This is a genomic window from Telluria sp. AZSoR62 (assembly GCF_058111565.1).
The window spans coordinates 273,806-300,291 of sequence record NZ_JBYTST010000003.1 but is presented as its reverse complement, the minus strand read 5'-3'; the positions used below and the strand labels follow the sequence as shown (position 1 = coordinate 300,291).

The following is a 26,486-nucleotide window of genomic DNA, read 5'->3' as shown; positions in this document are numbered from 1 at the left end:
ACCAAATGTGACTAGAAAGGAAGTTCTTCGTCGGGCTCGGGAGGGGGGATGTCAAGGTCCAGTTCTTTAAGGTCAAGGTACTCAAGTTGGATCAATGCCAAGAGCGTATGAGTCTCGAAAGCCGCATAGCCACGGAACCCATTGCCCTGAATCGAAACAAGCATGATGGGGTGCGTCGGAAAATAGGGCTGGATGCGAAGAACAAGGCCGCTGCCGTTCGATGGATTGGTAAACTCGGGAGGCACAATCGTTATCAAGACGGGGGAGCCGTACGGTGTGACCTCGGCAACCTGGATCTTCATTAGATAAAGTCCATTTCCATACGCACGACGCGCCCGATGATCTCGGTCGTCTCGTCTACGGGTCGACTGCGATACTCGGGTAAGGGGTTGTCGGACGCAAGGTACCAGCGTCCGCTCGAAAGCTCTAGGCGCTTCACAACGGGTCTTTCGTTGTGATTCACTGCATAGAGCTGCCCATCAATCAACCTATGAGGATCGCTGTCGGCAGTGTTAACGATAACTACATTACCTTTTCTGAGAGTTGGGTACATGCTATCCCCCATCACACGAATCGCAATTAGTTTTGACGCGTTCAGCCTTTTCTCAACGACCCAGGGTACGGGCAAGCTCAGTACAGTATGGTCTTCGTACTCAATATCGCCCCCGTGGCCGCCAACGCCTGCATGAATGTACCTGGCCACCATGCGCACTGCGACAAACCCGGTTGTCTCGTCGTCGACTGAAACGGTGAACACCTCGGCTTCGTTCGGCGCTTCGCTGGGCGCGCGCAACATCGGGCCCGTGCCTTCAGTCAGCCATTGGGCCGAGACATTGCAGGCATGAGCCAGGGCCGTGATCGTGTTGGTTTCAGGGCCTTTTTTGCCGATCCCTTTGAGAATTCGGTTAATAGTCGGCTGAGGCACGCCTGAGGCACGCGAAAGTGCGCTTTGCGACGGGATCCCCGCCTGCTGCATCGCTTGATCGAGCCTGGTAGAGATAGTCATCCCAAGACTATACGCGCGCGTATATCGCGCACACAACAAGCTATTCATTCGTGGTTTGCATTTCTATTCATTCGCGTATAGACTACATGCATGGACAAAGACCCTTCGACCCTTTTACGGGAAGTAAAGACCGCGACTTCGTGGAGCGAAACCCGACTTGCGTCTGAACTCAAGATGTCTCAGCCGACCGTGAACCGCATCCTCAACGGTCAGGCCAGATGTTTGAGTACTACCTGGGCCGCAATCCTCGGGCTTCATGCTCAGCATTGCGAGGGGCCTAAACGCCGTACGACCGACAGAGCGGGCGAGGCGGTTCCTGCTGGGCCTAGTTCGTAGCTCCACATCACATGGCCGTTGACTCTTGCGGCCGACAGGGTAAGCAACCGCCCTGATCGAACAAACAAAGTCACTTGAAAAACTAAAGCATCCCGTTTGCGCTCCCTAGTGAGCCTTTGAAGCAAGCGTGACTTGATGCCGCGTGAAGAGTTGCACATAGGAAATCATTTATTCATGGATTGGTTTTCTGGCAGAAATGATAACGAGCCGTTCGCGGCAGCGATACCCAAGAGACGGAAGGAAATACTGTGGAAATGTTGACCGCTTACCAAGACATGATCAAGGTGCACGGCTGGACCGGCACCGCGGCGACGCTCGGCATGACTAGGTCGCAGCTTGAAGCGCGCGTGTACGAGGTCAAGGGCTCCGGCATGCGTGTGACCACAGCGATGCTGATCCAGGCGCACGCCGGCACCACGCATTTTGCTCAGGCCGTCGCTGCTGCATCTGGCGGCGTGTTCATGGAGCTGCCGCAGGCGGAAGGCCTCAGCGGCGAGCAACTGCACGACAAGTTCCACGAGCTGTATTCCGAGCTGGGCGAACTGTCGGCCACATACACCCAGGCGGTCAAGGACGACGAGATCGACGCGCGCGAGCGCCACGACCTCGAAGGCATCGGCCAGCGCATGCACAAGACGATGGGCGAGCTAATGACCCTGATGTTCCAGATTTACTGCCGCCAGCCGGCAGCCGCAGTTGAAGTTGCTGGTCATGGCCGCTGATTCAAAGACACCGGACCCTACTGTGATCGAATCAAAGCGCCGTCGTCTCCGTGACATGCCGCCGACTCCAGCGCCGGTGGACAAGAGCCGCGTCCTCGCGCACCTGCGCGCCCAGCTGGCCGAACTGCAAAGCGAGGAGGTTGATCGTGTCGCAGCTTAACGTGAGCGCAATCCCTGCAGAACTGGCAGGCCGGCCGCAATGGCTGGTCTGGAAGTTCGAACCAGGTGAGAAGAAGCCAAAGAAAATGCCGTACTACGTCTCCGGGCGCCGCCGTGCTGGTAAGCAGGGCAGCGACGAGGACCGCGGCGAGCTGGTGTCGCTGCCTGCTGCGCTCGCGCGGCTTGGCGCCGGCTATTCCGGTATCGGCTTCGCATTCCTGCCAGGAGATGGACTGATCGGTATCGACATCGACGGGTGCATTGACGAAAGCGGTACCGTCGCTCAGCGTGCAGCCGACATTATCTCCGCCTGCGGTTCGTACACCGAGTACTCGCCGTCCCGTAAGGGCGTGCACATCATCGTTGCCGGTGAAACGAAGACCTTTAAGTCAAACGATATCGGCCTCGAGGTATTCTGCGGCGCCCAATTTTTTACCTTTACCGCGTCCCAATTCCCCGACACCCCCGGGCACGTTGCCGCGATCGATCCACGTGTGCTGGCCCGCCTGCAGTTGACGGTTCAGCAGGCCAAGGGTGTGAGCCCTTCTCGTCCCCCACTGCCAGCACCTGTCGCCACCGACGAGCGTGCCAAGCTTGAATCGGCGCTTGCCTGCATCAAATCGGATTGTGGATACGACGACTGGATCCGGGTAGGCATGGGCATCTATGCTGCCCTGGGCCCGAACGGGCTGGCGGTGTGGGACTACTGGTCTTCGCGCTCATCGAAGTATGCCGGGATCAAGGATCTCGAGGGGCACTGGAAGTCCTTCGGCGGTGACGGCGGCATCACGGTGGCCACGGTCTACAAGATGGCCGTCGATGCTGGCTGGCGTCCTCCGCGTCCTCCTGGTTCGCCCATTGCACTGAGGGGCGCGGCCACCACCAGGCCCGATGTTCCGGCCTACCTAGATGACGTGCCGCTACTTTCCGCGCCTTCCGACCTGGTCGAAACGCCAGGAGTCGTTGTTCCCACCCTGGAGGTGCTGCTCGCGCATTTCAGCCTGATCTATCCGACTACCGACGTGTGGGACAGCCTGCGCCGTCAGCGGCTCAAGAAATCGGCCTTCGCCGCATGGGTCGGCAAAGACTTGGCATCGACCTGGGAGAAAGACCCGAAGCGCCGGACCATCCTTCGCGACTCCCTGCCTACCCTCGTGGGCGGCCGCGCCGTCGAAGGGGGGAGCGGGGGCGGCAAGCTCGGCGAGATGCTCGATAACCTGACGCTGCTGCGCGGCACCGAGACAGTCTGGGACGCAATCGGCCAGCAGGTGATGTCGCTTGGTGCAGTGCGCGCTGACTACACCGCGGAGCTGACGGGGAAGTGGCAAGAGCATGCGCAGCGCAAGACCATCGAGGCGAAGAACCTGGTGTTCGATCCGACCCAGACCGCCGATCCGGTCAGCCACATGAACATCTTCTTGGGCTGGCCGCTGCAGCCGAAGAACAAGCCCGAGCTGATCGGGCCGATCCTCGCGCTCCTGGCCTCACTGTGCGACGCCGAAGACAAGACCGAAGACTGTGTCGAATGGATCCTGCGCTGGCTGGCCTACCCGCTGCAGCACCCGGGCGCCAAGATGCAGACCGCGCTGCTGATGTTCGGCGAGAAGCAGGGGACGGGCAAGTCGTTGTTCTTCCAGGATGTGATGCTGCCGATCTACGGCGACTACGGCACGGTGGCAAGCCAACACCAGCTTGACTCCTCCTTCACAGCCTGGCGCAGCCGCAAGCTGTTCGTGTTGTTCGAGGAGGTGCTGTCGCGCGACGACAAGTACAGCCACAACGGCACGCTGAAGTACATGATCACCGGCAAGTCGATGAGCATCAACCAGAAGAACCTGCCGGAGCGCGACGAGCGGAACCACATGAACTCGGTGTTCCTGTCGAACGAGCCGCAGCCGATTCCGATCGAGTTGGAAGACCGGCGCTTCATGGTGGTCGAGGCGAGGCGCAAGCAAGACCCGGCTTTCTATGAGGCGGTGCAGGAGTCGATCGCCCAGGGCGGCATCGAAGCCTTCTACCACTTCTTGCTCGAGCTGCCGCTGGACGACTTCAACGAGCACACCAAGCCGCCGATGACGCTGGCGAAAGAGCGCGTGATCGAGTTCGGCCTGGCCGGGTGGATGAGCTTCCACCGCACCTGGAAGGACGGCTACCTGGATGCGCCGTACTGCTCCTGCCTGTCCGAAGACCTATATATCATCTACAAGCGCTGGTGCGACAAGAGTGGTGAGAAGCCCCTGACGCTCTGCAAGTTCGCTGGTCTGGTGGGCAGCCGCGAGCACAAGACCAAGAAGCTGGTGGCGGTAGACAGCACGCACAAGAAGACCCGCATGGTGTTCGTCGTCGAGAACCCCGATTACCCGCACCCCTTGGATGAGCAGATTGCCAAGTTCAGGAAGCTGTCCGACGTTCGTGCGGATCGAGTATTGCAGGGTTAGTCAGGGTTGCATGTAAACCCTGCGCGGCTGGAAGCCGCATGGATAGTGGGTTGTAGCAGGGTAGGTAGGGTTTGCCGGGTTTTGCGCATGTAGGCGCGAATCGTTGAATTGATATGGCCTTCTTTTTTTCTGAGCCATATCTAAAACAACCCTGCATGCCTGCATACCCAGCTAAGAAATAGTGCCCATGCGGGTTTCAAGCGCGCAGGGTTTGAAAACAAGGCTGCAAAGCCTGCAAAGTGAGGAACTGAAATGCGGATGAGCATCAAGACGACCTTCCCGGCCATGGCCGACCGGATCAGCGAGCTGGGCCGGCAGGGTGCATTCGTGGCCGCAGTGTCGCTGACCCGCACCGCGAAGGACGTCCAGTCCGCGATCAAGGACGAGATGCGCGCCTCATTCGACCGCCCGACCACGTACGCCCTGAACGGCACCTTCCTCAAGGGCGCAACAAAGGCCAGCCTCGAGGCGCGTGTCTGGGTGAAGGACAACCCATTCGGCAAGGGCACGCCGGCTGACCGCTTCCTGCTGCCGCAGATCCTGGGCGGCGGCCGTGGCCACAAGGGTGCTGAGCGCCTGCTGCAGGCGAACGGCCTGATGCCTGCCGGCTGGTTCCTGGTCCCGGCCGCCGGCGCCCAGCTGGACGCCAACGGCAACATCCGTCGCAGCCAGATCACCCAGATACTCTCGCAGCTGAAGGTGCAGCGCGGCGCTGGCCACGAGTCGCGCGCCACCGGCAGCCAGCGTTCGAACCGCACGATCGCGCGCCAAGGCGTGACCTACTTCGCCCTGCCGAACGGGAACCGTGGATTGCCACCTGGTGTGTACCTGAAGCGCCGGTTCGCGCACGGCAGTGCCATCCGCCCGGTCTTCATCTTCGTGTCGAAGGTCGAGTACCGCGCGCGCCTAAAGTTCCATGAGGTCGGCCAGGCCACTGCCGAGGCCCGCTTCCCGGTGCACTTCGAGGCCGAGCTGGCCAAGGCGCTGGCCACGGCCCGCCTGCGATAAGAACAACGCCATGTCGCCCGGCGATGAGGGCGGCAATCGAAGGAGGATGTCATGTTTGGAATTCTGGGTAGTTTGACCAAGGCCGCCGTCGGGGTGGTCGTCGCCACACCGGTAGCAGTAGTCGCAGATGTCATCACGCTCGGTGGCTCGCTCACCGATAAACGCGAACCGTAAACCGCCACGGCCCTGCGCGATGTAGTGAAAAACGTAGGCGACGCGACGCGCCCTGGGTGAACCCCCCCGGGGTTAGGTTCTTCCCGGGGTATGGCTGGCAAGGGTAATTCAGGCCCCGTCAGCGCACTAGCGGAACCCGAAAACATTTCCTGACAATCATCCTGACAACGACTCGAAACACATGCCGAACCTGACAACCATTGCCGACTGGGCCAAGCTGGTGGGGATCTCCCGCCAGTCCGCGTATGACGCGGTGAAGCGCTGCGAGATCCCGGTCACCGATGGCAAGGTCGACCCGGAGTATGCGTCGCACCTCTACGCGAAGAACACCCGCCAGCGCGCGAACGGCAACCGCCCTGACCCTCTGGCAAATGGGGTGCAGCCCGGGGCGACAGCGGGTGCGGGAGGGGCGGGAGGTCCGGAGTCTCCAGCGAAGGTGCCGGGCTACGATTCGAGCCGCGCTCGCCGGGAGGCGGCGGAGGCAACGCTCGCGGAGCTCAAGCTGGCCGAGCAGGCCGGCCAGTTCCTGGTCAAGAGCGAAGTCGATGCGGCCGTATTCGAGGCGGCGCGGGCCCTGCGGGATGGTTTGGTGAACTGCGCCCGCCGCATCGCCGCTGACGTAGCGGCCCTGACCACCGCCGACGAATGCGAGGCGGTGATCGAGCGCGAGCACCGCCTCCTGCTTGAAAGCCTGGCGCACGGCTTCAACGAGAAGCTGGGCGCCCAGGTGGAGGCGGCGTTCGAATGATAGGCTTCGCACCAGCTGCCGCCGTCGTACAGCCAGCGCTTGCACGCGGGCTTGCGCCTGACCCGAACATGACGGTCGACGCCTGGGCCGACCGCTACATGATCATCCCGAAGGAGTCGGGCGCGAACGAGGCAGGCAAGTACCGCACCAGCCGCACCCCGCACGCGCGCCAGGTGATGGAGGCGCTGTCCGATTCCCACTGGTGCAAGACCGTCGCGCTGATGGGTGCGTCCCAGATGCTCAAGACCCAGGTCGGCCTGAACTGGTTCTGCGCGAGCGTGCACCAGTCGCCGGCCAACTTCCTTTGGATCCTCCCGACCGGCAAGCTCGCCAAGCGCACCAGCGCTCGCGTGAGCAAGACCATCGCCGCCGTACCGGAAGTGCGCGAGCGGGTCGCCGCGCCGCGGTCGCGCGATTCCGTCAATACCCTCGATACCAAGGAATACATCGGGGGCTCGCTGCACATCGTCACCGCTGGCGCCGCAGCCAACCTGTCGGAGATCCCGGCGCGCCGGGTGCTGTTCGACGAGGTCGACCGCGCGGAGAACAACGTGAACGGGGAGGGCGATCCGGTCGCCCTGGCCAAGGCCCGCCAGACCACGTTCGAGCGCAACCGCAAGAGCTACTTCCCCAGCTCGCCGACCATCACCGGCCAGTCGATCATCGAGAGCCTGTACCAGCAGGGCACCCAGCAGGAGGCGCTGGCCGAGTGCGTGCACTGCGGCCATGCCCAGACGCTGGTGTTCGAGCGGCTGCAGCAGGACGACGAGGGCCGCGCCGTCTACCCTTGCGTCGACTGTGGCGCCGTGATGTACGAGACCGACAAGAACCGCATGTTCACGCGTGGCCTGTGGTCCCACGGTGTGCCCGGCGACGGGGAGACGGTGAGCTTCACGATCAACGCCATGTTCGCGCCCTACGGCTGGCTGCCGTGGATCGCCATGCTGCGCGAGTACCGCGCCGCCCGGGCCAAGCTGGACGAGGGCAGCGAGGAGCTAATGATCACGTTCTACAACACGCGCCTGGCGCGCTGCTGGGAGCGGAAGAAGGAACAGACCAAGGCGGGCGAGCTGCAGGCCCGGGCCGAAAGCTACAAGTGCGGCACCGTGCCGAAGGGCGGCCTGGTGCTGAGCGCGACCGTCGACACCCAGCCCGACCGCTTCGAGCTGAAGGTCGTTGCGTGGGGCGAGGGCATGGAAGCCTGGATCGTCGACTACCAAGTGATCGCCGGCTCGCCCTCCGACCAGGCCACCCAGGACAAGCTTGAGGAGGCGCTGCAGGTCCGGTACCGCCATGAAGGCGGGCGCATGCTGGCGATCTCTGCTGCCTTCATCGACTCGGGCGGCGCGAATACCAATGACGTCTACAACTTTACGCGCACCCGCCAGCACCGCCACATCTACGCGATCAAGGGCTCATCCACCCCGAACAAGCCTATCCTCGGCGTGAAGCCCTCGCTGGTGGATGCCAGCTGGCAGGGCAAGACGATGCCGCACGGCGTCAAGCTATGGATGATCGGTACCGACACGGCGAAGGACTACCTGGCAGCGCGCTACCACCTGCCCAGCGGCCCGGGCGCGATCCACTTCCCGGCCGACCTGCCGAAGGAGTACTACGAGCAGCTGACCGCCGAGTACTGCGTAAACGTGTTCAAGCGAGGGCGCAAGGTGCGGATCTGGGAAAAGAAAAAGAGCGATCGCAACGAGGCGGGTGACCTGATGGTCTACGCCGTCGCGTGCGCGCAGTACCTGGGCCTGCACAAGAAAACCCCCGCTCAATGGAAAATGGTGCGCGCCCTGGTCGATCCGGACACGCCCGACATGTTCGACCAGCCAGCAGCGGCAGACAGCGACACCGCGCCAACGTCCGCTGCAACACCACTACCCACACCACAAAATAATACCGGGACCGACCCATGGCAGCCGACAGCGAAGCCCTCCTCGAACTCCAGCGCTCCGCGCCGGCCAGCCGGGAGGCAGTGGTGAGCGACGCCATCCTGGACAACTCGGACCTGGTCGACCGGATCTTCGAGTTCATCGTCGTCGAGTTCCCCGACATGCGCGATCGCGCGGAGGAGCTCAAGCAGATGGCGCGCCGGGAGTTCGCCGGAATCGAGACCTATATCCCGCGCCGCTCGCAGGCCGAGCGAGACAAGGTCGTCCAGGACGTGCTGCGGATGTTTGACGGCCGCAACGCTGCCGAGGTGGGCCGCCGCCTGCAGCTCAGCCGCGCGACGGTGTACCGGATCATCAAGACATCGGGCCGCCCTAAATAAGTCTCAGTTTTCCGAGAATTGAGACAGCCGCCCCGCTACCCTTGGCGGCATGGCCATTTCTCAACTAGACCTCGACGCGCTCGACGCAGCAATCGCCTCCGGCGCCCTGTCGGTGGAATTCGACGGCCGGCGCATCACCTACCAGAACACCGCGCAGATGATCGCTGCGCGCCACCACACCGCTCAAGTTCTTAGCGGCGGGATCCAGGACCGCGGCCCGCACCTCTTCAAATTCCGCTTTACTACCAGCAGGGGCGACTGATGCCGAACCTGATCGACAAGATCGTTGGCTGGGTCAGCCCCCGCGCCGGCATTTCGCGGCACTTTGCCCGCCGCCAGCTCGAACGCGCATACGAGGCGGCCAGTCCGCGCGACAGCTGGCGCCCGCGCCGCGCCGGGGCCAGCGCGAACACCGACCACCGCGCCGACGCCCGCACGCTGCGCACCAAAGCCCGCGCCCTGGTGCAGAACGTTCCGTATATCTGGGCCGGCCTGGACGGGCTGGCGGTGGCCACCGTCGGCGCTGGCATCATCCCGCGCGCGACCGGCCGCGAAAAGGACAAGATCAATCTGCTTCTCAAGGACTGGTGGAAGGTGTGCGACGCCGATGGCCGCTTCGACTTCTTCGGCCTGGTGAAAGCGGCTTACTTCGCCATGGAGCAGGACGGCGAAGTGCTGGTGCGCCTGCGCTCGCGCCGCCCAACGGATGGGCTGCCCGTGCCGCTGCAGCTCCAGCTGCTGGAGATCGACTGGCTCGACGACGCACGCGCAGGCAGCCATAACGGCAACCAGATCATCAACGGCATCGAGTACGACATGCTGGGCGCGGTCGCTGCCTACTACCTGTGGGACCAGCACCCGGGAGAGATAGCCGTCGCGCGGGGTCGCGCGCAGAGCCAGCGCGTACCGGCCAAGGACATCATCCACCTGTTCAACCCGGGCCGTCCTGGGCAGGGCCGCGGCTTCACCCGACTGGCGCCCGTAATCACCCGGGTGCGCGACCTCCAGCTGTACGAGGATGCCGAGCTGGCGCGCAAGAACCTGGAGACGCGCCTGTCGGTGCTGGCCAGCGGCGACATGGCCCAGATGGAAAACCCGGCTGGAATGGGAGAGGGCAGCAGTGCACAGGGGCCTGGTATGCGGGACATGGGCGAACTTGGCGGCGGCAACATCTTTGGCATGCCTGCCGGGATGACCTTCACCGTCGTCGAGCCGAAGGCCGCGCCGGGATACGTCGACTATCTCAAATTCAATTTGCACCTGATCGCTGCCGGCATCGGCGTGCCGTACCACCTGCTTACCGGCGACCTGAACGAGGTGAACTTCAGCAGCGCGCGCGTGCGCCTGCTCGACTTCCGCCGCGCGGTCACGCAAATGCAGTGGATCACGCTGATCCCGAAGCTGCTCGTCCCGGTGCACGACGCCTTCATTGAGCACGCCTTCCTGGCAGGCCTGATCAAGGTTCTCGACAAGGCGGTCGATTTCAGCCCGCCGAAGTGGGACTACGTCAATCCCGAACAGGACGTGAAGGCCGACTTGGCCGAGATCGGGGGCGGCCTGGCGAGCATCAGCGAGAAGCTCCGCCAGCGCGGCTACGACCCGGACGTGGTCTTCACTGAGCTGAAAGGTGATATCGACAAGCTGCGCGATATGGGAATCCTTGACGTGTTGTTGTTCCTGCAGCGCGGCAATTTGCCGACACCGACACCGCCAACGTCTGGCGACAAGAGCGACAGCTGAATCACAGACCCGCTGCTGGCCAGCGGTCGTCATAACACCCTTTTACTTTTGGAGATGGCGAATGCCAACATTGCTGAAGTTTCAAGATTTTGCTGAGCAGGTATTGCGCGGGAAGCACGACTTTGGCTCGCACACCTTCAAGGCTGTGCTGACCAACGCGGCTCCGGCTGCGACGAACACGGTGCTGGCCGACATCACGCAGGTAGCGACGGCCGGAGGATATGTCTCCGGCGGCTATACCTTGGACTCGGTCGTTCTGTCCGAGACCGCCGGCACGGCCAAGGTCGTGATTGCCGACGAGGTGATCACTGCTACCGGCGGCGCCGTCGGCCCGCTGCGCTACGCCGTCGTCTACAACGACAGCGCGGCGGGTAAGCCCCTGATCGGCTACGTGGACTACGGCTCGAGCATCACGCTGAACGATGGCGAGACGCTGACCGTCGACTTCGATGTGACGACCGGCGTTCTCACGCTGACCTAATCATGAGCATCCACGAACGCATTCACGCGCGCCGCGACCTCGACGCGATGCGCGCCGCGCGGGACATCGACGGCCTGGCTGCTGCCTTGAACCTTGCCGCACCGCTGGTGCCGCAGCAGCGTTTCATCAGCGCGCGAGCCGTACTGACGCAGTGTGCTGACGGCGCCGCAATCCTGGAGGCACTGGAGGCGGCCGCCCCGCATAGCGTGGCCGTGGCCTGGGCCGTGCGCTTTCTCGCGCAAGACGCAGGCCTCGACATTGGCGACTCTGGCGCACTCGCTCTGCTCGACCAGCTCCAACGAGGCGGCACCCTGCAGGCATCGCACGTCGAACAGCTCAAGGCGCTTGCCATGAGGCCGTCGTTGGTCACGCGGGACCAGGTCAATGCCGCCATGTATAACCCTGACGGCTCGGAGAAATAATGGCTGCTGTAACAAAAACTTCGGTTGTAATCGCCTCGGGAACCGGCGCGGCCGGCACAACCACGAAGACGGCGCCCGCTTTCACCGGCGCATGGGTTGACGTCACCGGCTACAACGGCGGCCTGCTGGGTGGCCGGATCAAGAACAACGGCGCCGTCGGCGCGGTGGGTACGCTCACCTGGCAGTGGTCGCCCGACCCTACTGCCGGTACGCCGAAGATCTATGATTTTTGGACCTTCGGTGGCGATACCGCATCAACGGGCGACGTCACGGCCAGCGTCCGCCTGGACAAGGAAGTCAAGTTCGTGCGCGCCATCGGCTACGGCAACACCACGAACTCGGTTCTGTACGAATCCGACCTCGCAGCGAGTAGCTAAATGGGTGGCATGCGCTATCAGCCGCAGGGCCGGGCCTCACTCCTCCGAGGGCACCCGTTAGCGCGTGAGCTTGCCGGGGCTTGGACGCCGCATATCGGCGGCGCTCGCTCGGTAAATGGTGCCCTCGTCAAGGCCTGTTATGTGGGCATGGGTTTCACTTCGACCGCCAACAGCTCCTGGTGGGTGGCGAGCGACTCCGCAGCGATCTCGCTGTCGCCCGCGTGGACGATCCTTACCATGCTTGCGTCCAACTCGGACAACATCAAGACTGGCGGGCAGGCGCTCTATTGCGAGCGCCCGAACGACACGCAAATTGTAAAACTAGCGATGCGGGACGGCAGCCTCGGTCCGCGGCTGGTTGTTAGAGACAGGGATGGTAGTGCGCTGGTCTATTTGGCGAGCGCCGAAGATATCATCACCGACAAGGGTGTCCCGCGGGTCATCGTCGGGACTCGGCGATCGTCCAGCAATCACAAGATTTTCGTCAACGGACGAGAAGTAGCGTCGGAGACATCTACGAATGTTCCCAATGCCTTTAACGGTAGCAATGCCGTAATCGGCGGCGACCCTTACGATACAGCTTCTCACCTCGGTGGCGGAGTCTTGCCGCTGGTGATGGTGTGGCGCCGAGCCTTATCGGATGCCGAGATCGCTCAGGTGTCAGCGAACCCCTGGCAGCTGTTCGCTGACCCAGAGGATGACGAGGCCTATTTCGTTCCAGCTGCCATCGGCCTTTCGGTCGCAGTGACCCCGGCCGCTCTGCTGCTGGGCGCCGGAAACGTCGGGCTGCGGGCGTCCCGTCGCGTTGGCGTGCAGGCCGGCGCGATGTCGGCTGCTGGTGGTGCGGTAGCGCTCAAGGCATCCCGGCGCCTTGGCGTTCAACCTGCAGCACTGGCTGCCACCGGTGGTGACTTCGGCCTGCGTGCCGCGCGCCGCGTAAGCGTACAGCCGGCGGCGATGACCGCAACGGCCGCCGCAGTCGGACTAAGGGCAGCACGGCAGCTTGCGGTGAGTGCGGCCAATCTGGCGATGCAGGCCGGCGCGGCTCAGGTCCGCGCATCCCGGCGGCTGACCGTGGCGCCGGTGCAGATGGTGGTGACTGGCGGGACGATCCAGTTCCATTACACACCTGCTCCAGGTGCTGGCAGCTATACGGTAGCGGTCTCGCCCGCGGCGCTTGCTCTCGCCGGCGGGGCCGTCGCGATGCGCGTGGCGCGCCGGATCCCGGTGCAGGCGGCCACCTTCCAGATCGAGGGACAGCTGATTCGCCTCGGCTACGTCGGCAGCGACAGCGAGATCGATGCAACAACAGTATCGGCATCACGCACCGTGGTCTTCGGCGGCGGCGTGCGCACGGTTATTTTCAGCGGTGGAGTCCGTGTCGTCACGTTTGGCGGCGGCACCAGAATAGTGAGGTTCTAATGGGTGAGAACAAACCGTACGAGAAGGACGGCAGGTGGTACATCGACAAAGATCCGAACGACAAGCTGTTTTACGTGGCCGACGTTACCGCCCAGCTGGTGGACAGCGCGACCACGACCATCTCGTTCGAGGTCATCCCGGAGGGTGTCGAGCTGCTTGAGAAGGGCGTCCCCCAGGGTGAGCATGGCGGCCTGCTGCCAGTGAAGCTTGGTGGCATGGGCGAGGGTGAGGCTGAGAGCTTCTGCATCTTCCGCGTGACCTGCGCAAATAGCGAGCAGTTCGACCGGACCATCCATTTCGCGAAGGTAGAGAACTGATGTACGACGCGACCAGACTTCCGCGCGTGCCCAGCGAGCCCGCCCAGCCGACAGCGCTGGAAGGAACAGCTGAAGCTGTCGATTCGCATCCAGCATCGGGCGACAAAGCCAATCCTGCACAGGCCTACCCGCGCAAGCGTCTGGCCCTGGAGGCTGGGCGCTATTACGTCGCCGACGACACGAAATAGGGCGCTAGTAAATCTGTCTCAGTTTTCCGAGAATTGAGACAAAGCAATGAGCAGAATGGGCTACATGACGACGCCTACCTCTGCGACCAACCAAGCCCGGGCCGAGACCGACCCTCGGAACATGCCAATGCTCAGCCGCTCGGCTGAGCTGGTCCCAGCTACTTTCAATGACGCCGACAACACCGTCGAGGTGGTCTGGACCACTGGCGCCCGCGTGCGCCGCTACGACTGGTGGACCGACTCTGCGTACGAGGAGGAGCTGGACGTCACGCCACAAGCAGTCGACATGTCTCGCTTCGAAGCCGGCACCGTACAAGTGTTCGACAACCACCGAATCCATGGCGGTATCGGTTCGATCCTCGGCGTAGCCGTGCGCGGCAGCATCGAGAACGGCGAGGGCCGCGCGACGCTCCGCCTGTCCAAGCGCGCTGACATCGCCGAGATCGTGGCCGACATCAAGGCCGGCATCATCCGTTCGATCAGCGTCGGCTACAGCGTCACTAAGTACGAAGTCACCAAGACCATCGATCGCGCCGACGGCGGCACCATGCCTCTGTACCGCGCCGTCGCTTGGCAGCCCTACGAAATCAGTTTTGTCACCGTTCCGGCCGATGCTGATGCAAGCACGCGCAGCCAGCCGACGAACGGTGTCCCATGCGAGTTCATCACCCGGGCGCCCGCCCATCCTTCAACTTCCCAGGAAACCACAATGCCTCAAGCTCAAGGTACCCAGTCGGGCGCACCGAATCCCGCGCCTGTCATCGAAAACCGTTCGGCCGCCTCGGCCGCGCCGGCACCAGCTGCCGCGCCCGCTGCGCCTGCTCCAGCTGCTGACGACGCCGCCGTGCGCGCCGCCCAGGACGCCGCTACCCGTTCCGCCGACATTACCGAACTGTGCGTGCGCCACGGCGTAACCAACCTCGCCGCAGGCCTGATCCGCAGCGGCAACTCGGTCGACCAAGCCCGCGCTGCCGTGCTGGAAGAGCTGGCACGCAACGACGCCGCTCGCGGTGGCCATCTGAATTCCGGCCGCATCGTGGTGGTCGGCGACGCCCAGCAAGTTCGCATGGCTGGCATTGAAGAAGCGATCATGCACCGCATCCACGCGGGCACCAAGCTGACCGACAACGGCCGCCAGTTCCGCGGTATGAGCCTGCTCGAGATCGGCCGCGACTTCCTGGAATCGCAGGGCGTTGAAACCCGCGGAATGGCCCGTATGGATCTGGCGAAGGAAATGCTGCACTACCGTTCGGGCATGCACGGCACCAGCGACTTCGCCGCCCTGTTCGCCAACGTCGCGAGCAAGCGCCTGCGCGATGCCTACGCGGAGAACGCCGGCACCTATACCCAGTGGGCACGCCGCGCGCCAAATGCAGCCGACTTCAAGAACATCAGCCTGGTGCAGCTGTCGGGCGCACCCGAACTGCTGCAGACCAACGAGCACGGCGAATTCAAGTACGGCACGATGAAGGATGCCGGCGTGAACTACGCCCTGGTCACCTACGGCCGAATGGTATCGCTGACCCGCCAGGCCATCGTCAACGATGATCTGCGCGCCTTCGAGCGCCTTGTGTCGGCTTTCGGCGCGAGCTCCAGCCGCCTGGAAAACCGCCTGGTGTACAGCCAGCTGACGGGCAACCCGGTCATGGGCGACGGCGTCGCACTGTTCGACCCTGCTCACGCCAATCTCGGCACCGGCGCACCGTCGGCCCTGCAGCTGTCCTCGCTCAAAGCTGGCCGCACCGCGATGCGCGTACAGAAGGGCATGCAGAACGAAGAACTGAACCTGGCGCCGAACTTCCTGATCGTGCCGGCTTCGCTCGAGCAGGATGCCTACCAGCTGACCAGCTCGAACTATGTCCCTGCCAAGGCCGGCGACGTGAACGAATTCCGCACGGGCGGCCGCACCGCGGTCGAGCCGATCGTCGAGCCTATCCTGGATGGTATCAGCGCCTCCGCCTGGTACCTCGCGAGCAACAGCGGCCAGATCGACACCGTCGAATATTGCTACCTGGACGGCGCCGAAGGTCCGGTTATCGACAGCCAGAACGGCTTCGAAGTCGATGGCGTCACCTGGAAGTGCCGCCTCGATTTCGCTGCCAAGGCCGTCGACCACCGTGGTCTGTACAAGGGCAACGGCGCGTAAGCCCGTCCCTAGCAGTCTACCCGTCCAACGAACGATAGGAAGCAAAAGCCATGAAGAACAAGATCCAGAAGGGCTCGGTGATCTCGGTCACCGCCCCATACGCTGTCACCAGCGGACAGGCCCTGCAGGTAGGCGCGCTCGTCGGCGTCGCATCGAACGATGCCGCCAACGGCGCGCCGGTCGAAATCGACCGCGAAGGCGTGTACTCGCTGGCGGCCACCACCGCCGATGTGGGCGCCGTCGGCGCCAAGGCGTACTGGGATAACACCGCCAAGCGCATCACCGTCACCGCCGGCGCCAATGCGCTGGTTGGCTGCCTGGTGGCCGCGAAGGGCAACGGCGAGACCAATGCAACCGTGCTGCTCGATGGCGCGATTCGCTAAGTCCTAGCCGCCATGCTCTTCGCCACCTTTGAAGTCGCCGTCAACGCTGCCGTGCTGAACCACCTGGCCAATGTCCAGGTGACGCTCGCGGGCGTGACCGTGCCGGGCATTTTCCGGAAGCCTTCGATGGTCGCGTCGCTGGGGCATGGCGCCGCCGACACCAGTCCGACCGTCTCCGTCGCCACCAGCGCGGTAATGACCGATCCGGTCGACCAGCTGATCCACATCGCCGGTGTTCCGTACGCGATCGTCGCTGCTGCGCCTGACGGCACTGGCCTGACGCTGCTCACCGTGGAGTGCATCCAGTGAGCACCGCCTTCTCGAAGGTGGTCAGCGCCGTCATCGCCACGCTGTCCGCGCAACCGCCGATCTGCAACACCAAAGCCATTTACCGCGCCCGCGCTGTGGAGATCCCCGACCAGGTGGGTGAGGCGATCAGCGTGCAGTGGGAGCAGGGCCTACCGCAAGCCGGCACGATCACTGGCGCACCGATTGACTGGTCGACCCGGGTTACCGTTGATTGTTACGCACGCAGCAAGCAGGAAACCGGCGACGTTGCCGTGGATCCGCTGCTCGAGCGCGTGTACGAGCGGCTGGCGGCGAACGCGACGCTGGGCGGGATGGTGGACGATCTGGCGATCGTCGGCATCGAAACCGAGAACACCGTCGAAGGAAACAAGACCGGGTGGGCTCGGCTCACCTACATCGCGCAGCATCGTACCGAAAATTCACTTATCAGCTGACATGAACACACTCGACAAACCGAACCCCCGCGCGATCCCGCCGCTCCCTGGCGGCGGCTCGTACACCTTCGACGAAGGGCAATGGGCGTGGATCTCGAACGATCCAGCACGTGCCGAAGTCCCTGCTGCTGCAGGCAACGAACAGGCCGAGCCGTCGGCCACCGACCAGGAGTAACCCATGGCCCGTATTATCAAGAACACTGTCGTTACTGCCAAGGTGCAAGCCAGCGCGGGTCTGGACGCTGCGCCAGCCGGCGCGGATGCCGTTCTCGTCTCCGATGTCAGCATCACCCCGCTGGACGCGCAGGCTATCGACCGCAACCTGATCCGCGGCTACTTCGGTGGCAGCGAACAGCTGGTCGGCCCGTCCAGCGTGAAGGTCAGCTATACGGTCGAGCTCGCCGGTTCCGGCACCGCGGCCACCGCGCCTGCGTGGGGCAAGCTCCTGCAAGGCTGTGCGGCTGGCGAAGGTCTGCTGACCACCCCGGCGCGCGTCGAGTACTCGCCGCAGTCCTCGAACCTGAAGGCGCTGACCCAGTATTACTACGACGACGGCGTGGTTCATAAGCTGCTCGACACGCAAGGCAACTGCACGCTGTCGGCCAAGGTCGGCGAACGCCCGGTCCTGCGCTTCGAGTGGGTCGGTCTGGACGGCGGCATTGCGGCCACCCCGAACGTCACCCCGGTCTATACGCCATGGAAGAAGCCAGTGGCGATGACCAAGGCCAACGTGGTCGACATCACCCTGGGCGCCACCTATGCGGCCGGTGCGCTGACCGGCGGCACGGTCTACAACAGCACCGGCCTCGAACTGAACTTCGGCAACGTCGTGAATTTCAGCCCGATGCTGGGCACCGAGACCGTCGACATCACCGACCGTGCGTCGACCGCATCGCTCGAGCTCGAACTGACCGCGGCGCAGGAAGTCGCGCTGATGGCCGCCGTCAAGGCGAACACGACGCAGAGCCTGGCCCTGACCATCGGTACCGTGGCCGGCAACAAGATCATCGTCTTTGCAGCGGCCGCACAGCTGACCACCCCGCGCAAGTCCGAACTGAATGGCAAGCGCCTGATCGGTTTCGACGTGCGCCTGGTCCCGGTCAACGGCAACGACGAATGGTTGATCGTCACCCAGTAATGGGTGGCGGTACCCCTTAATCCTCAGATCACATACCAACACATGGCACACAAACTCATCGTACGCAACAAGCTCAAGGTCCACGTCAAGGGAGAACTCAAGGATGAGGACGGCAGCGTCCTGCCGTTCGACTTCCACCTGCACTGCAAGCGCAAGACGCAGGACGAGCTCACCGCCCTGATCGGCGGCGGCGCAAGCCAGCCGATCAAGGACTTCATGAAGGAAAACACCGAAGGCTGGGACAGCGACATGCAGGACGAGACCGGCCAGCCGCTCGCCTTCAGCGCCGAAAACTTCGACCGCGTGCTCAACCAGGACCCGGGCATGGCGATGGTCTGCTTCCAGTCCTACCTGCGCGATTCGGGTGCCGTCGTAAAAAACTGACCACGGCCGCGCGCTACCTGGCGCGCGGCCAGCTCCGCTTCGGCGGCGACGACGAGCCGCCGGCCGAAGAGTACGTGGACAAGGCGCTGGCCGCCTTCGGCCTATATGCCGTCGATGCGCTGCAGCTCGACCGAGACGAATACTGGTTGTGGCCGGAGAACGATGAACCGTTCCGGCTTTGGCTCGCGGTACAGACCCAGTGGAACGTGGCCGGCATGGGTGGCGCAACCGGCCTGAACTATCTCGGCGTCGAAACCTGCATGCGGCTGAAGGGCATGGGCCGCAAGAAAAGCTGCCAGGCGTTCGAACAGATACAGGCAATGGAACAGGTGGCCCTCGAAGAGTGGGCACATCGACGTTAAGTCCAAGGAGCAAAGCACATGGCATCAACTTCCCGTCAAGGTTCGGCAACTATCACCATGGGTGTGGAAGGCGCGGACGCGTCACGCCGGGAGATTGAGACCGTCGGTGACGCGCTTCGGCGCATGAATGCAGCATCCCTCGATCGGATCAGCGGCCAGGTCTCGGCCATGGAGGGCAGGTTCTCGAGCCTCCAGTCCACGATCGCAAACGTTGCCGGGTTCAGCATCGCCGGCTTGTCGCTGGGCGCCCTGGCCTCGAAGGTCAAGGACGCGATCGACGTCATGGGTGACCTCGACGACATGGCCCAGAAGACCGGTTCCAGCGTCGAAAGCCTGTCGCGCCTGCAGAAAGTGGCCAACGCCTTCGGCGTCGACATGGGAACTGTCGATGCCGCCCTGACCAAGCTGGCCAAGGGTATGGCCGGTACTGACGAGAAGGGAACCAAGACCGGCAAGGCCCTGGCCGCACTCGGTGTGTCGTCGCTCGATGCGGACAAAAAAATCCGCAGTGCGGCAGACGTCATGGTCGATGTCGCCCACAAGTTGCAGGGCTACGAGGACGGTGCGGCCAAGGCCGCGCTGATGAACGATCTGCTCGGGCGCTCAGGTGCCGACCTGCTGCCGTTCATGAACGACCTGTCGGAGAACGTCGATAAATTCGCCGCGGTGTCGGCCGAATCGGCCAAGCGCGCTGCGGCGCTGCAGGACCAGTTCGGATTTCTCCGTGTGCGTACCGATGAGCTGTATATGTCGGTTGCTGAAGCAGCCCTGCCTGCGTTGACCGACCTCGCCGGCGCATTGACCGATGTCGCCACCGCCCAGGAAGGCATGGCCGGAGGCGAAGGCGCGCAGTGGGCAGACGACCTGGCAGTAGGGCTGGCCCGGGTGGCCGATGTCGCCTTGCTGCTCCCGCGAATGTTCACGGCCGTCGCGAGCAGCGTGAAGGTGGTGGCGGCCGACTTGAACCTCCTTTCGGTCACCTCCCAGAACCTCAATCCGGTGACCGCCGCGATCAAGGTAGCAAAGGGAGAGAATCCGATAGCCGAGATTCGCAAGGCGGCTGAGGAGCGCAACCAGGTGCTGGCCGAGGCCAACCGCATCTATGACGAACTGTGGAACAAGCCGGCCAACCAGGTCGAGCAGGCTATCCTCAAGCGCATCTCCGAACGCGGCACCCCAGCCGCTGCCGCGCCACCGGGCGCACCACCAAAGCAGCTGAAGTATGGCGGAGGTGATAGCGAGGAGAAAGCCGCGGCCGAAGCCATGCGTAAGAATGCGGCCCTGCTGGCTGAGCTGTCTGGGGTAACCGCCGACTACATGGAGAACCTAGAGAGGTTGCAGAAGCTGCGCGCCTCCGGCAATTTAGGCGAGGAGCGGTACGTCGAGCTGGTCACCGAGCTGATCTCCAAACAGCCCGGCGCCAGGAAGTGGATGGACGAACAGGCCAAGGCGCTCGAGGAATCGAACAAGCGCGCGGCGGAGGGCGGGCGTGCCTGGGACGCCATGATGAAGGCGCACCAGGCCACCACGGCGCGCACGATCGAAGACGCCACGCAGGAGGCTCTCAAGAACGAGGAGCTGGCCCGCACCTTCGGCTTGACCAAGTCGGCGGTGGAGCAGCTCGAGCTCTCTCGACTGGAAGAGCAGCTTGCCCAGCGCGCGGGCATCCCCCTCACACTCGTCGAAATCGAGAATCTCGAAAAGCTGATCGCCGCCAAGAAGCGTAACGTGGGCGCGCTGGGCGCTATCGAAACCGCTGAATCCGGCAAGAAGGCTCTCGATGACCTGAACCAGTTCCTCGACCCTTCCAGGGCGCAGTCATTCGGCGAAGCGCTTCGCGAAGCGTTCGGCGGGGCAGGAGATTCGATCGCGCAGATGACTGCATCTTTGGATGGATTCGCACAACGCCAAGCGGAAATTGCGAAACATAAGGCTGCTGCCGACGCCCTGCGTGGCACTCCGCTTTTGAACGAACTTTCGTACCTCAAGAAGATCTCCGACTTGAACGACAGGGAGGCGAAGAATCGGCTTGCTGGCTACGGCGACATGGCTAGTGCCGCGAAAGGGTTCTTCAAAGAAAAAACGACTGGCTATAAGTTGCTGGAAGGCGCCGAGCGCGGCTTCCGCTTGGTGGAACTCGCGAGCCAAATGGAATCGCTGTACACCCACTTGTTTGTCACCGGCGCAAAGGCAACAGCGACAGCGACCGGCCAGGCGGTTGAAACTGGCGCAGTCGTGGCGGGCGAGGCGGCTCGCAATACCGCCAAAGTCCCCGGCGTCTTCATGTCGTTCATGAGCGCTATGGGCCCGTGGGGAATGGCTGCGGCCGGCGTGGCGATTGCCGCGGTGCTGGGCGGCGCATTCAGCGGCGGCGGCAGCAGTGTGAATATTGCCGAACAGCGTCAGGAAACCCAAGGGGCTGGGACCGTGTTTGGCGACAGCGCAGCAAAGTCGGAGTCGATTGGCAATGCACTCGGTCTGATTGAAGACCACACGTTCCAGGGCCTGACCGTCAGCATGAACATGCTGACCGCGCTCACCGACATCAGGAACAGCATTGGCTCGTTCGCCAAGCTCGTGGTGCGCGATACCGATATCCGTGGCACTTCGCTGGAATTTGCGGGGATGGATGGATCGGATTCGAATTTCTTTTCCAAGTTGGGCAATTCGATCTTCGGCGGCAAGAAGACGCTCGAGGACAGCGGCTTCACCATGGACTCGACCTCGCTCGCTGCGATCGCCGGCGGCGGGCTCAACGCAAAGAGTTATGCCGACATCAAGAAGTCAGGTGGCTGGTTCTCTAGCGACAAGTACAGCACGACCACGGCCAGCCTGGGGGAAGCCGGCAACAAGCAGATTGCGGACGTTATCTTGAAGCTGCGAGACGGCGTCACCGTTGCGGCAGCGACGTTCGGTCTGACCGGCGAAAACTTTACCAGCGAGCTGAACTCTTTCGTTGTTGACATTGGCAAGATCAGCTTCAAGGGGATGAAGCCCGACGAGATAGAAGCGGAGTTGCAGGCTGTGTTCTCCAAGCTGGGAGACCAGATTGCGGCATCTGCAGTGGGCGGGCTTGGCCAGTTCCAGCAGGTCGGCGAAGGCTATCTCGAAACGCTGACCCGCGTGGCAGCCGGCTACCAGACGGTGACCGTCGTTACCGACTCGCTGGGCATGTCGTTCAGCGCCGTCGGCATCGAATCGATTGCGGCTCGCGAGCGCCTGATCGAGCTGGCTGGCGGTCTAGAAGACTTCACCTCGAACGCCGAGCAATTTCTTTCCGATTTCTATACCGAACAGGAACAATCCGATGCGTTGCGCAAGCGTTTGACGCCGACCCTTGACCAGTACGGGATCACGACTGGCGCCGAGGACTCGCTCAGGCAGTTCCGCAACGTCGTCACAGGGCTCGACCTGACCACTGCCGCAGGCGCTCAGGCGTATGCCGTGCTGATGCAGATCGCACCTGCGTTCAAACAGGTTGCGGATGTCGATGCCTCTATCTTTGAAGAACGTGCGGACCTGCAGCGGCAGTACGACGAGCTAACCATGTCGTCTGCGCAGCTGCTGGCCCAGCAGCGTGATGCACTCCACGAGAGCAACCGTGCCCTGTTCGATCAGGTGCAGGCGATCAAGGATGCTGCTGCGGCTCAGGAGGCCGCGACTCAGTCCGCCAAGCAACGCGGCGCGAATCTTCTGTCCGGCGTGGACAGTGCTTTCTCAGCGCTGCAAACCGTGGTCGGCCGGGAGAAGGCGCTGCTGCAGGAGGTCACTGGTAAGCACCAGGCGCTCGCGTCAGCCCTGCGCGGCGCGCTGGACGGCATGAATGTGGCTGGCCAGGAGCCGCAGGAGCGCCAGAGCGCGCAGGCCCAGATCCGCGCCGCCTTGCTGATCGCCAAGGCGTCCGGCACGCTGCCTGACATCGACAACCTAAAGGGCGCCCTGTCGATCGTGACGAGGGATTCGTCGGCCATGTTCGCAACGCAGGAAGACTACCTGCGCGATTTCTACTCGACTCAGAACGATATCGCCGGCCTTGCGGACTTGACCGATAAAGCATTGAGCATCGAAGAACAGTCGCTGAAGTCGCTCGACGGCATCCTCGAAAAGTCGGAGCTGCAGATCAACGTGCTCAAGGGGATCGACCTTTCTGTGCTGACGGTGGCGGACGCGGTCAGTGCGATGGGCCGTGCCCTTGGTGCGGCCCAAGCTGACCCCGTCGCCAGCTCTGGCGGCAGCATCGCCAACCTCTACCAGTCGCTGCTGGGCCGCGCGCCCGATTCGGCCGGCCTGGCCTACTGGCAGGACCAGGCCGCGGGCGGTATGTCGATCGAGCGAATCCGAGAACTCATCAAGGGCAGCAGCGAGTTCGCCAGTTTGGGCCGCATTCCGGGGTTTGCCGCAGGCGGGGATTTTGCCGGCGGCATCCGGGTGATCGGAGAGCGGGGTCCGGAGGTGGAGTTCACTGGACCTAGCCGGATCGTCAGCCACGAGCAGTTCATGCGCAGGCTATCAAGCCCGCCGGATAACAGCGCAGCCCTCGCTGCCGAAATTAAGGCATTGCGTGCTGAGGTCGAAGGGCTACGGGTCGAGGCTCGAGCAACAGCTGCCCACACCGAGAAATCGGCGCGGCTTCTGGGTAGGGTCGTCCGTGAAGACGTTCTCAATGTGAAAGTGGAGGCTGAATGAGCGGCATGAAAATCATCAAGCCCACCGTTATCACCGAGGGGATGCTGACCGGGAGTTCGGTCGCGGAGCCGGCAGTCGGCGAAATAGCTTGGAGTGCAGCGACGACCTATGCAAAAGGTGCCGTCGTGATCCGCGCCACGACACATCGCCAGTATGAGCGACTGGTTGCCGGCACGACCGCCACGGCACCGGAAGCGGACCCAGTCAATTGGCTGGACATTGGCCCGACAACCCGTTGGGCGATGTTCGATCGGAAGGTCGGGACGGAGACAAGCGCGGCCTCGCTGACCGTCACGCTGCGGCCCGGTGGCGTTTCAGGTATTGGCGCCCTCGAGCTCACCGGCCGCGAGCTGCGTGTGCAAATGAAGGACGCGCCCGGCGGCACTGTCGTCTATGACCGGACGGTATCGCTCGACGGAACTGTCATCGAAAGCGTTTACGACTGGTTCTTCGCCGAGTTCGAACAGCTCACGGATGTGGTGCTCACGGACATGCCACAGCATTACGCGGGGTGCGAGCTGACCTACACCCAGACCGGAACATCCGGCGTCGCTGTCGGCGTCCTGCTAGTCGGCCAGGTGATCGAGATCGGACGCGCGCAGTACGGCGCCTCGGTCGGCATCATCGACAACAGCCGGAAGGAAAAGGACCAGTTCGGCAACATGGATGTGATCGAGCGTACCTACAGCAAGCGCAGCAGTCTGCAGGTCGTTACCGAGAAGGCGAAGTTCAACAAGATCTACAGGACGCTGGCTTCGCTTCGTGCCACCCCCTGCGTCTACATCGGCACCGACCAAGTCGGCTATGAGCCCATGATCACATATGGGTTCTACAAGGACTTCGGGATAGCAGTCCCGTACCCAAGTCATCATTTGCTTAATATCGAAATCGAAGGACTCAGCTAAATGGCACTTACCCCACTTGCCCCGCTTGACCGAACCAGCCCGTCGTTCAAAGGCGACCTCGATGCCCTCTTCATGTCGAAGCTCCCCCTGCTCATCAGCGAGATCAACGCGACGGAGGGTTCTATGTCTGCGTTTGCCGCCGGCGGAGCATACGCAACCCCCTATATCTTCGACTCGAGCACGGCCACGGCCGACCCGGGCGCGGGCAAACTGCGTCTCAACAACGTGACGCAATCCGCCGCGACGGCGCTGAATCTGGACGTGACTAGCTCCGCCGCCCAGGACGTGACGGCGCTGCTCGACCAGTTCGACGTCTCGACCAGCACCGTCAAGGGCAAGCTGCGCCTGGTACGCGTAACGGACCCGAGCAAGTGGCTCACGTTCGACGTCACGGCCCGCACCAGCCCGGCGGGCTATCGCACGCTGACGATCTCAAACGGTGCCGGCAGCGAGGCGAATCCGTTCGTCAACGGCGAGCCGCTCCTGCTGTTCTTCCAGCGAACGGGCGATAAGGGCGACACCGGTCCCGCCACCTTCAACGTGCCTCTGCTGCATGTGCGCGAGGAGTATGGGCAGGGCACAAACGCGCCAAGCGCCGGCAGCGGCGCAGCGCGCGTACTAAACACCGTGCTCTCCAACAGCATCACCGGTGCGTCGCTCGCATCGAATCAGGTGACCTTGCCCGCAGGCACCTACGATGTTGACGCCACCGCCACCTTGCTGTCGAACGGTACCGCCAACCGGATCAAGGTGTACAACGTGACCGACGGTGCCGTGGTCGCAATCGGTAACAGCTCTTATGCCGGTCCAAACCAATATTCCGACGGCATCCCGAGCCGCGCACAAGGACGGTTCACCATCGCAGCGGCCAAGGTCTTCGAGGTCCGCCATTACGGGAACAGCGCTGGCGGCGGGCAATCGCCGAGCGACGGCAGCAATGCAACGTACGCCGAGGCACTTTTCAGAAAGGTCGCATGATGAAGAACATCTCTTACGTCACCTACGATGCGGACGGCGGCCTGACCGGCGCATACCAGCAGGAGCTGCGGGCGGAACATGCTCACTGCCATATCGAGGTCAGCGACGAGCAGCGCCTCAGCTGGGCCACGTACCGTGCCAATGCTGCGCGCGCCGGGCTCGAACTGCTCCCGCCTGCCGAGCCACCAGCGCCTGCCGTGCCGCAGACGGTCACTCGCCGCCAGGCACGGCAGGCGCTGCTGCTGGCCGGCCTGCTGGACAACGTGCCTGCGGCGATCGCGGTAATTCCCGACCTGACTGCGCGCCGTATGGCGCAGATTGAGTGGGAAGACTCTCTTGAGTTCGTTCGTTCGCGACCTCTGGTGATTCAGATCGGCGCCGCGCTGGGCTTGGATGCCGCGGAGCTCGATCAGCTGTTCATCACGGCAGCGGGGTTGTGATGCGCATTGCGTTCTACAAAGGCACTCGCCCAGGCATCGCTGGCGTGTACAACCGCCTCGTCCGGTGGTGGACGAATTCCGATTACTCGCATGTCGAACTGGTGATGTCGACCGGCCGCGCCTGGTCATCCTCATTCGAAGACGGCGGAGTGCGCTCCAAGCTGATCGACTTCGATCCGGCCAAGTGGCACCAGGTCAACTTGCCCGCGCATCTCGAGCAGGGTGCCTTAGCCTGGTTCCAAGCACATCGTGGGGCTAAGTACGATTTGATGGGAAACATCCAGTTCGTGATCGCAGCGGTCCCGCAAAACAGGGACTGCTGGTTCTGCTCAGAAGCGGTTGCTGCCGCACTCGGAATTCCCGAGCCTTGGCGGTACGACCCTAGCACGCTGGCCAGCGCGCTGACGCTGCTTAATCGACCCGCTTACTAGCGGGTTTTTTTGTTGGCAGGTCTCTCAAACGCTTCCGTCAAATAGCGCACGGAGTGTGCGAAATAGTCTCAACTTTC

Annotated in this window: 30 protein-coding genes; 28 read left to right on the top strand and 2 right to left on the bottom strand. The window is 63.1% G+C overall.

The features are described 5' to 3' along the window. Positions 1-11: 11 nt before the first annotated feature. A complete protein-coding gene (locus tag AC3XQU_RS07265; protein ID WP_489873472.1) occupies positions 12-302 on the bottom strand; it encodes a hypothetical protein in 291 nt (96 codons plus the stop codon). Further along, positions 302-1,006, bottom strand: a complete 705-nt coding sequence (locus AC3XQU_RS07260; RefSeq protein WP_489873471.1) for a LexA family transcriptional regulator — start codon at positions 1,004-1,006, stop codon at positions 302-304. Before AC3XQU_RS07260 ends, AC3XQU_RS07265 begins: the two co-directional genes overlap by 1 nt. A 590-nt stretch (positions 1,007-1,596) precedes the next feature. On the opposite strand from AC3XQU_RS07260, the gene AC3XQU_RS07255 reads away from it, so the two are divergent. From AC3XQU_RS07255 to AC3XQU_RS07120, 28 genes are all read left to right on the top strand, one after another. Then, a complete protein-coding gene (locus tag AC3XQU_RS07255) occupies positions 1,597-2,064 on the top strand; it encodes a YmfL family putative regulatory protein (protein WP_489873596.1) in 468 nt (155 codons plus the stop codon). Between the two features lie 146 nt (positions 2,065-2,210). Continuing rightward, the gene (locus AC3XQU_RS07250; protein WP_489873470.1) at positions 2,211-4,661 is read left to right on the top strand and encodes a DUF5906 domain-containing protein; all 2,451 of its coding nucleotides are present in this window, start codon (positions 2,211-2,213) and stop codon (positions 4,659-4,661) included. A 258-nt stretch (positions 4,662-4,919) separates the two neighbouring features. Further along, on the top strand, positions 4,920-5,669 hold the full coding sequence (locus AC3XQU_RS07245) for a hypothetical protein (protein WP_489873469.1): 750 nt from the start codon (positions 4,920-4,922) through the stop codon (positions 5,667-5,669). A gap of 51 nt (positions 5,670-5,720) precedes the next feature. Continuing rightward, a complete protein-coding gene (locus tag AC3XQU_RS07240) occupies positions 5,721-5,843 on the top strand; it encodes a hypothetical protein (RefSeq protein ID WP_489873468.1) in 123 nt (40 codons plus the stop codon). A gap of 181 nt (positions 5,844-6,024) precedes the next feature. Further along, a complete protein-coding gene (locus AC3XQU_RS07235; RefSeq protein WP_489873467.1) occupies positions 6,025-6,591 on the top strand; it encodes a hypothetical protein in 567 nt (188 codons plus the stop codon). Positions 6,592-6,659: 68 nt separating this feature from the next. Beyond that, positions 6,660-8,576 carry a phage terminase large subunit family protein gene (locus AC3XQU_RS07230; RefSeq protein WP_489873466.1) on the top strand — a complete coding sequence of 639 codons (1,917 nt, stop codon included), beginning with the start codon at positions 6,660-6,662 and terminating at the stop codon, positions 8,574-8,576. After that, the gene (locus AC3XQU_RS07225) at positions 8,573-8,866 is read left to right on the top strand and encodes a Mor transcription activator family protein (protein ID WP_489873465.1); all 294 of its coding nucleotides are present in this window, start codon (positions 8,573-8,575) and stop codon (positions 8,864-8,866) included. The genes AC3XQU_RS07230 and AC3XQU_RS07225 overlap by 4 nt, the downstream gene beginning before the upstream one ends. Before the next feature lie 49 nt (positions 8,867-8,915). Further along, on the top strand, positions 8,916-9,128 hold the full coding sequence (locus tag AC3XQU_RS07220; protein ID WP_489873464.1) for a phage head-tail joining protein: 213 nt from the start codon (positions 8,916-8,918) through the stop codon (positions 9,126-9,128). Beyond that, positions 9,128-10,606 (top strand): phage portal protein, encoded by a 1,479-nt coding sequence (locus AC3XQU_RS07215; protein ID WP_489873463.1) that lies wholly within the window; start codon positions 9,128-9,130, stop codon positions 10,604-10,606. The genes AC3XQU_RS07220 and AC3XQU_RS07215 overlap by 1 nt, the downstream gene beginning before the upstream one ends. A gap of 61 nt (positions 10,607-10,667) precedes the next feature. Next, complete coding sequence (locus AC3XQU_RS07210) at positions 10,668-11,087, top strand: hypothetical protein (protein WP_489873462.1); 420 nt, start codon at positions 10,668-10,670, stop codon at positions 11,085-11,087. Between the two features lie 2 nt (positions 11,088-11,089). Further along, positions 11,090-11,509, top strand: coding sequence for a hypothetical protein (locus AC3XQU_RS07205; protein WP_489873461.1), 420 nt, complete (start codon positions 11,090-11,092; stop codon positions 11,507-11,509). Further along, positions 11,509-11,886 carry a hypothetical protein gene (locus tag AC3XQU_RS07200; RefSeq protein WP_489873460.1) on the top strand — a complete coding sequence of 126 codons (378 nt, stop codon included), beginning with the start codon at positions 11,509-11,511 and terminating at the stop codon, positions 11,884-11,886. Before AC3XQU_RS07205 ends, AC3XQU_RS07200 begins: the two co-directional genes overlap by 1 nt. 147 nt (positions 11,887-12,033) lie before the next feature. Next, entirely contained in the window at positions 12,034-13,308 is a 1,275-nt protein-coding gene (locus AC3XQU_RS07195; protein WP_489873459.1) for a LamG-like jellyroll fold domain-containing protein, read from the top strand. Further along, complete coding sequence (locus AC3XQU_RS07190) at positions 13,308-13,625, top strand: hypothetical protein (protein WP_489873458.1); 318 nt, start codon at positions 13,308-13,310, stop codon at positions 13,623-13,625. Before AC3XQU_RS07195 ends, AC3XQU_RS07190 begins: the two co-directional genes overlap by 1 nt. Continuing rightward, positions 13,625-13,813, top strand: a complete 189-nt coding sequence (locus AC3XQU_RS07185; RefSeq protein WP_489873457.1) for a hypothetical protein — start codon at positions 13,625-13,627, stop codon at positions 13,811-13,813. The genes AC3XQU_RS07190 and AC3XQU_RS07185 overlap by 1 nt, the downstream gene beginning before the upstream one ends. Positions 13,814-13,940: 127 nt before the next feature. Beyond that, on the top strand, positions 13,941-15,959 hold the full coding sequence (locus AC3XQU_RS07180) for a prohead protease/major capsid protein fusion protein (RefSeq protein ID WP_489873456.1): 2,019 nt from the start codon (positions 13,941-13,943) through the stop codon (positions 15,957-15,959). 50 nt (positions 15,960-16,009) lie between these two features. Next, positions 16,010-16,342, top strand: a complete 333-nt coding sequence (locus AC3XQU_RS07175) for a DUF2190 family protein (protein WP_489873455.1) — start codon at positions 16,010-16,012, stop codon at positions 16,340-16,342. Between the two features lie 12 nt (positions 16,343-16,354). Then, the gene (locus AC3XQU_RS07170) at positions 16,355-16,651 is read left to right on the top strand and encodes a head-tail joining protein (RefSeq protein ID WP_489873454.1); all 297 of its coding nucleotides are present in this window, start codon (positions 16,355-16,357) and stop codon (positions 16,649-16,651) included. Next, complete coding sequence (locus tag AC3XQU_RS07165; protein WP_489873453.1) at positions 16,648-17,085, top strand: hypothetical protein; 438 nt, start codon at positions 16,648-16,650, stop codon at positions 17,083-17,085. The genes AC3XQU_RS07170 and AC3XQU_RS07165 overlap by 4 nt, the downstream gene beginning before the upstream one ends. A 1-nt stretch (position 17,086) precedes the next feature. Then, a complete protein-coding gene (locus AC3XQU_RS07160; protein ID WP_489873452.1) occupies positions 17,087-17,260 on the top strand; it encodes a hypothetical protein in 174 nt (57 codons plus the stop codon). Between the two features lie 3 nt (positions 17,261-17,263). Next, positions 17,264-18,223, top strand: coding sequence for a phage tail tube protein (locus AC3XQU_RS07155; protein ID WP_489873451.1), 960 nt, complete (start codon positions 17,264-17,266; stop codon positions 18,221-18,223). A gap of 42 nt (positions 18,224-18,265) precedes the next feature. Further along, on the top strand, positions 18,266-18,607 hold the full coding sequence (locus tag AC3XQU_RS07150; RefSeq protein ID WP_489873450.1) for a hypothetical protein: 342 nt from the start codon (positions 18,266-18,268) through the stop codon (positions 18,605-18,607). Positions 18,608-18,681: 74 nt separating this feature from the next. Then, entirely contained in the window at positions 18,682-18,969 is a 288-nt protein-coding gene (locus AC3XQU_RS07145; RefSeq protein ID WP_489873449.1) for a DUF1799 domain-containing protein, read from the top strand. Positions 18,970-18,987: 18 nt separating this feature from the next. Beyond that, positions 18,988-23,655 (top strand): DUF4214 domain-containing protein, encoded by a 4,668-nt coding sequence (locus AC3XQU_RS07140; protein WP_489873448.1) that lies wholly within the window; start codon positions 18,988-18,990, stop codon positions 23,653-23,655. Next, complete coding sequence (locus tag AC3XQU_RS07135; RefSeq protein WP_489873447.1) at positions 23,652-24,560, top strand: hypothetical protein; 909 nt, start codon at positions 23,652-23,654, stop codon at positions 24,558-24,560. Before AC3XQU_RS07140 ends, AC3XQU_RS07135 begins: the two co-directional genes overlap by 4 nt. Continuing rightward, the gene (locus AC3XQU_RS07130; RefSeq protein WP_489873446.1) at positions 24,561-25,538 is read left to right on the top strand and encodes a hypothetical protein; all 978 of its coding nucleotides are present in this window, start codon (positions 24,561-24,563) and stop codon (positions 25,536-25,538) included. Further along, positions 25,535-25,978 (top strand): hypothetical protein, encoded by a 444-nt coding sequence (locus AC3XQU_RS07125; RefSeq protein ID WP_489873445.1) that lies wholly within the window; start codon positions 25,535-25,537, stop codon positions 25,976-25,978. The genes AC3XQU_RS07130 and AC3XQU_RS07125 overlap by 4 nt, the downstream gene beginning before the upstream one ends. After that, positions 25,978-26,409: a hypothetical protein gene (locus tag AC3XQU_RS07120; protein WP_489873444.1), complete on the top strand. Its 432-nt coding sequence runs from the start codon at positions 25,978-25,980 to the stop codon at positions 26,407-26,409. Before AC3XQU_RS07125 ends, AC3XQU_RS07120 begins: the two co-directional genes overlap by 1 nt. Positions 26,410-26,486: the final 77 nt, after the last annotated feature.

Coding starts and splice junctions, on each gene's coding strand:
- AC3XQU_RS07185 (WP_489873457.1), top strand. CDS start 13,625: ATGTACGACGCGACCAGACTTCCGCGCGTGCCCAGCGAGCCCGCCCAG.
- AC3XQU_RS07130 (WP_489873446.1), top strand. CDS start 24,561: ATGGCACTTACCCCACTTGCCCCGCTTGACCGAACCAGCCCGTCGTTC.
- AC3XQU_RS07190 (WP_489873458.1), top strand. CDS start 13,308: ATGGGTGAGAACAAACCGTACGAGAAGGACGGCAGGTGGTACATCGAC.
- AC3XQU_RS07245 (WP_489873469.1), top strand. CDS start 4,920: ATGAGCATCAAGACGACCTTCCCGGCCATGGCCGACCGGATCAGCGAG.
- AC3XQU_RS07155 (WP_489873451.1), top strand. CDS start 17,264: ATGGCCCGTATTATCAAGAACACTGTCGTTACTGCCAAGGTGCAAGCC.
- AC3XQU_RS07135 (WP_489873447.1), top strand. CDS start 23,652: ATGAGCGGCATGAAAATCATCAAGCCCACCGTTATCACCGAGGGGATG.
- AC3XQU_RS07120 (WP_489873444.1), top strand. CDS start 25,978: ATGCGCATTGCGTTCTACAAAGGCACTCGCCCAGGCATCGCTGGCGTG.
- AC3XQU_RS07235 (WP_489873467.1), top strand. CDS start 6,025: ATGCCGAACCTGACAACCATTGCCGACTGGGCCAAGCTGGTGGGGATC.
- AC3XQU_RS07265 (WP_489873472.1), bottom strand. CDS start 302: ATGAAGATCCAGGTTGCCGAGGTCACACCGTACGGCTCCCCCGTCTTG.
- AC3XQU_RS07170 (WP_489873454.1), top strand. CDS start 16,355: ATGCTCTTCGCCACCTTTGAAGTCGCCGTCAACGCTGCCGTGCTGAAC.
- AC3XQU_RS07180 (WP_489873456.1), top strand. CDS start 13,941: ATGCTCAGCCGCTCGGCTGAGCTGGTCCCAGCTACTTTCAATGACGCC.
- AC3XQU_RS07205 (WP_489873461.1), top strand. CDS start 11,090: ATGAGCATCCACGAACGCATTCACGCGCGCCGCGACCTCGACGCGATG.
- AC3XQU_RS07125 (WP_489873445.1), top strand. CDS start 25,535: ATGATGAAGAACATCTCTTACGTCACCTACGATGCGGACGGCGGCCTG.
- AC3XQU_RS07195 (WP_489873459.1), top strand. CDS start 12,034: ATGGGTTTCACTTCGACCGCCAACAGCTCCTGGTGGGTGGCGAGCGAC.
- AC3XQU_RS07260 (WP_489873471.1), bottom strand. CDS start 1,006: ATGACTATCTCTACCAGGCTCGATCAAGCGATGCAGCAGGCGGGGATC.
- AC3XQU_RS07240 (WP_489873468.1), top strand. CDS start 5,721: ATGTTTGGAATTCTGGGTAGTTTGACCAAGGCCGCCGTCGGGGTGGTC.
- AC3XQU_RS07175 (WP_489873455.1), top strand. CDS start 16,010: ATGAAGAACAAGATCCAGAAGGGCTCGGTGATCTCGGTCACCGCCCCA.
- AC3XQU_RS07255 (WP_489873596.1), top strand. CDS start 1,597: ATGTTGACCGCTTACCAAGACATGATCAAGGTGCACGGCTGGACCGGC.
- AC3XQU_RS07215 (WP_489873463.1), top strand. CDS start 9,128: ATGCCGAACCTGATCGACAAGATCGTTGGCTGGGTCAGCCCCCGCGCC.
- AC3XQU_RS07200 (WP_489873460.1), top strand. CDS start 11,509: ATGGCTGCTGTAACAAAAACTTCGGTTGTAATCGCCTCGGGAACCGGC.
- AC3XQU_RS07230 (WP_489873466.1), top strand. CDS start 6,660: ATGACGGTCGACGCCTGGGCCGACCGCTACATGATCATCCCGAAGGAG.
- AC3XQU_RS07140 (WP_489873448.1), top strand. CDS start 18,988: ATGGCATCAACTTCCCGTCAAGGTTCGGCAACTATCACCATGGGTGTG.
- AC3XQU_RS07160 (WP_489873452.1), top strand. CDS start 17,087: ATGAACACACTCGACAAACCGAACCCCCGCGCGATCCCGCCGCTCCCT.
- AC3XQU_RS07220 (WP_489873464.1), top strand. CDS start 8,916: ATGGCCATTTCTCAACTAGACCTCGACGCGCTCGACGCAGCAATCGCC.
- AC3XQU_RS07150 (WP_489873450.1), top strand. CDS start 18,266: ATGGCACACAAACTCATCGTACGCAACAAGCTCAAGGTCCACGTCAAG.
- AC3XQU_RS07210 (WP_489873462.1), top strand. CDS start 10,668: ATGCCAACATTGCTGAAGTTTCAAGATTTTGCTGAGCAGGTATTGCGC.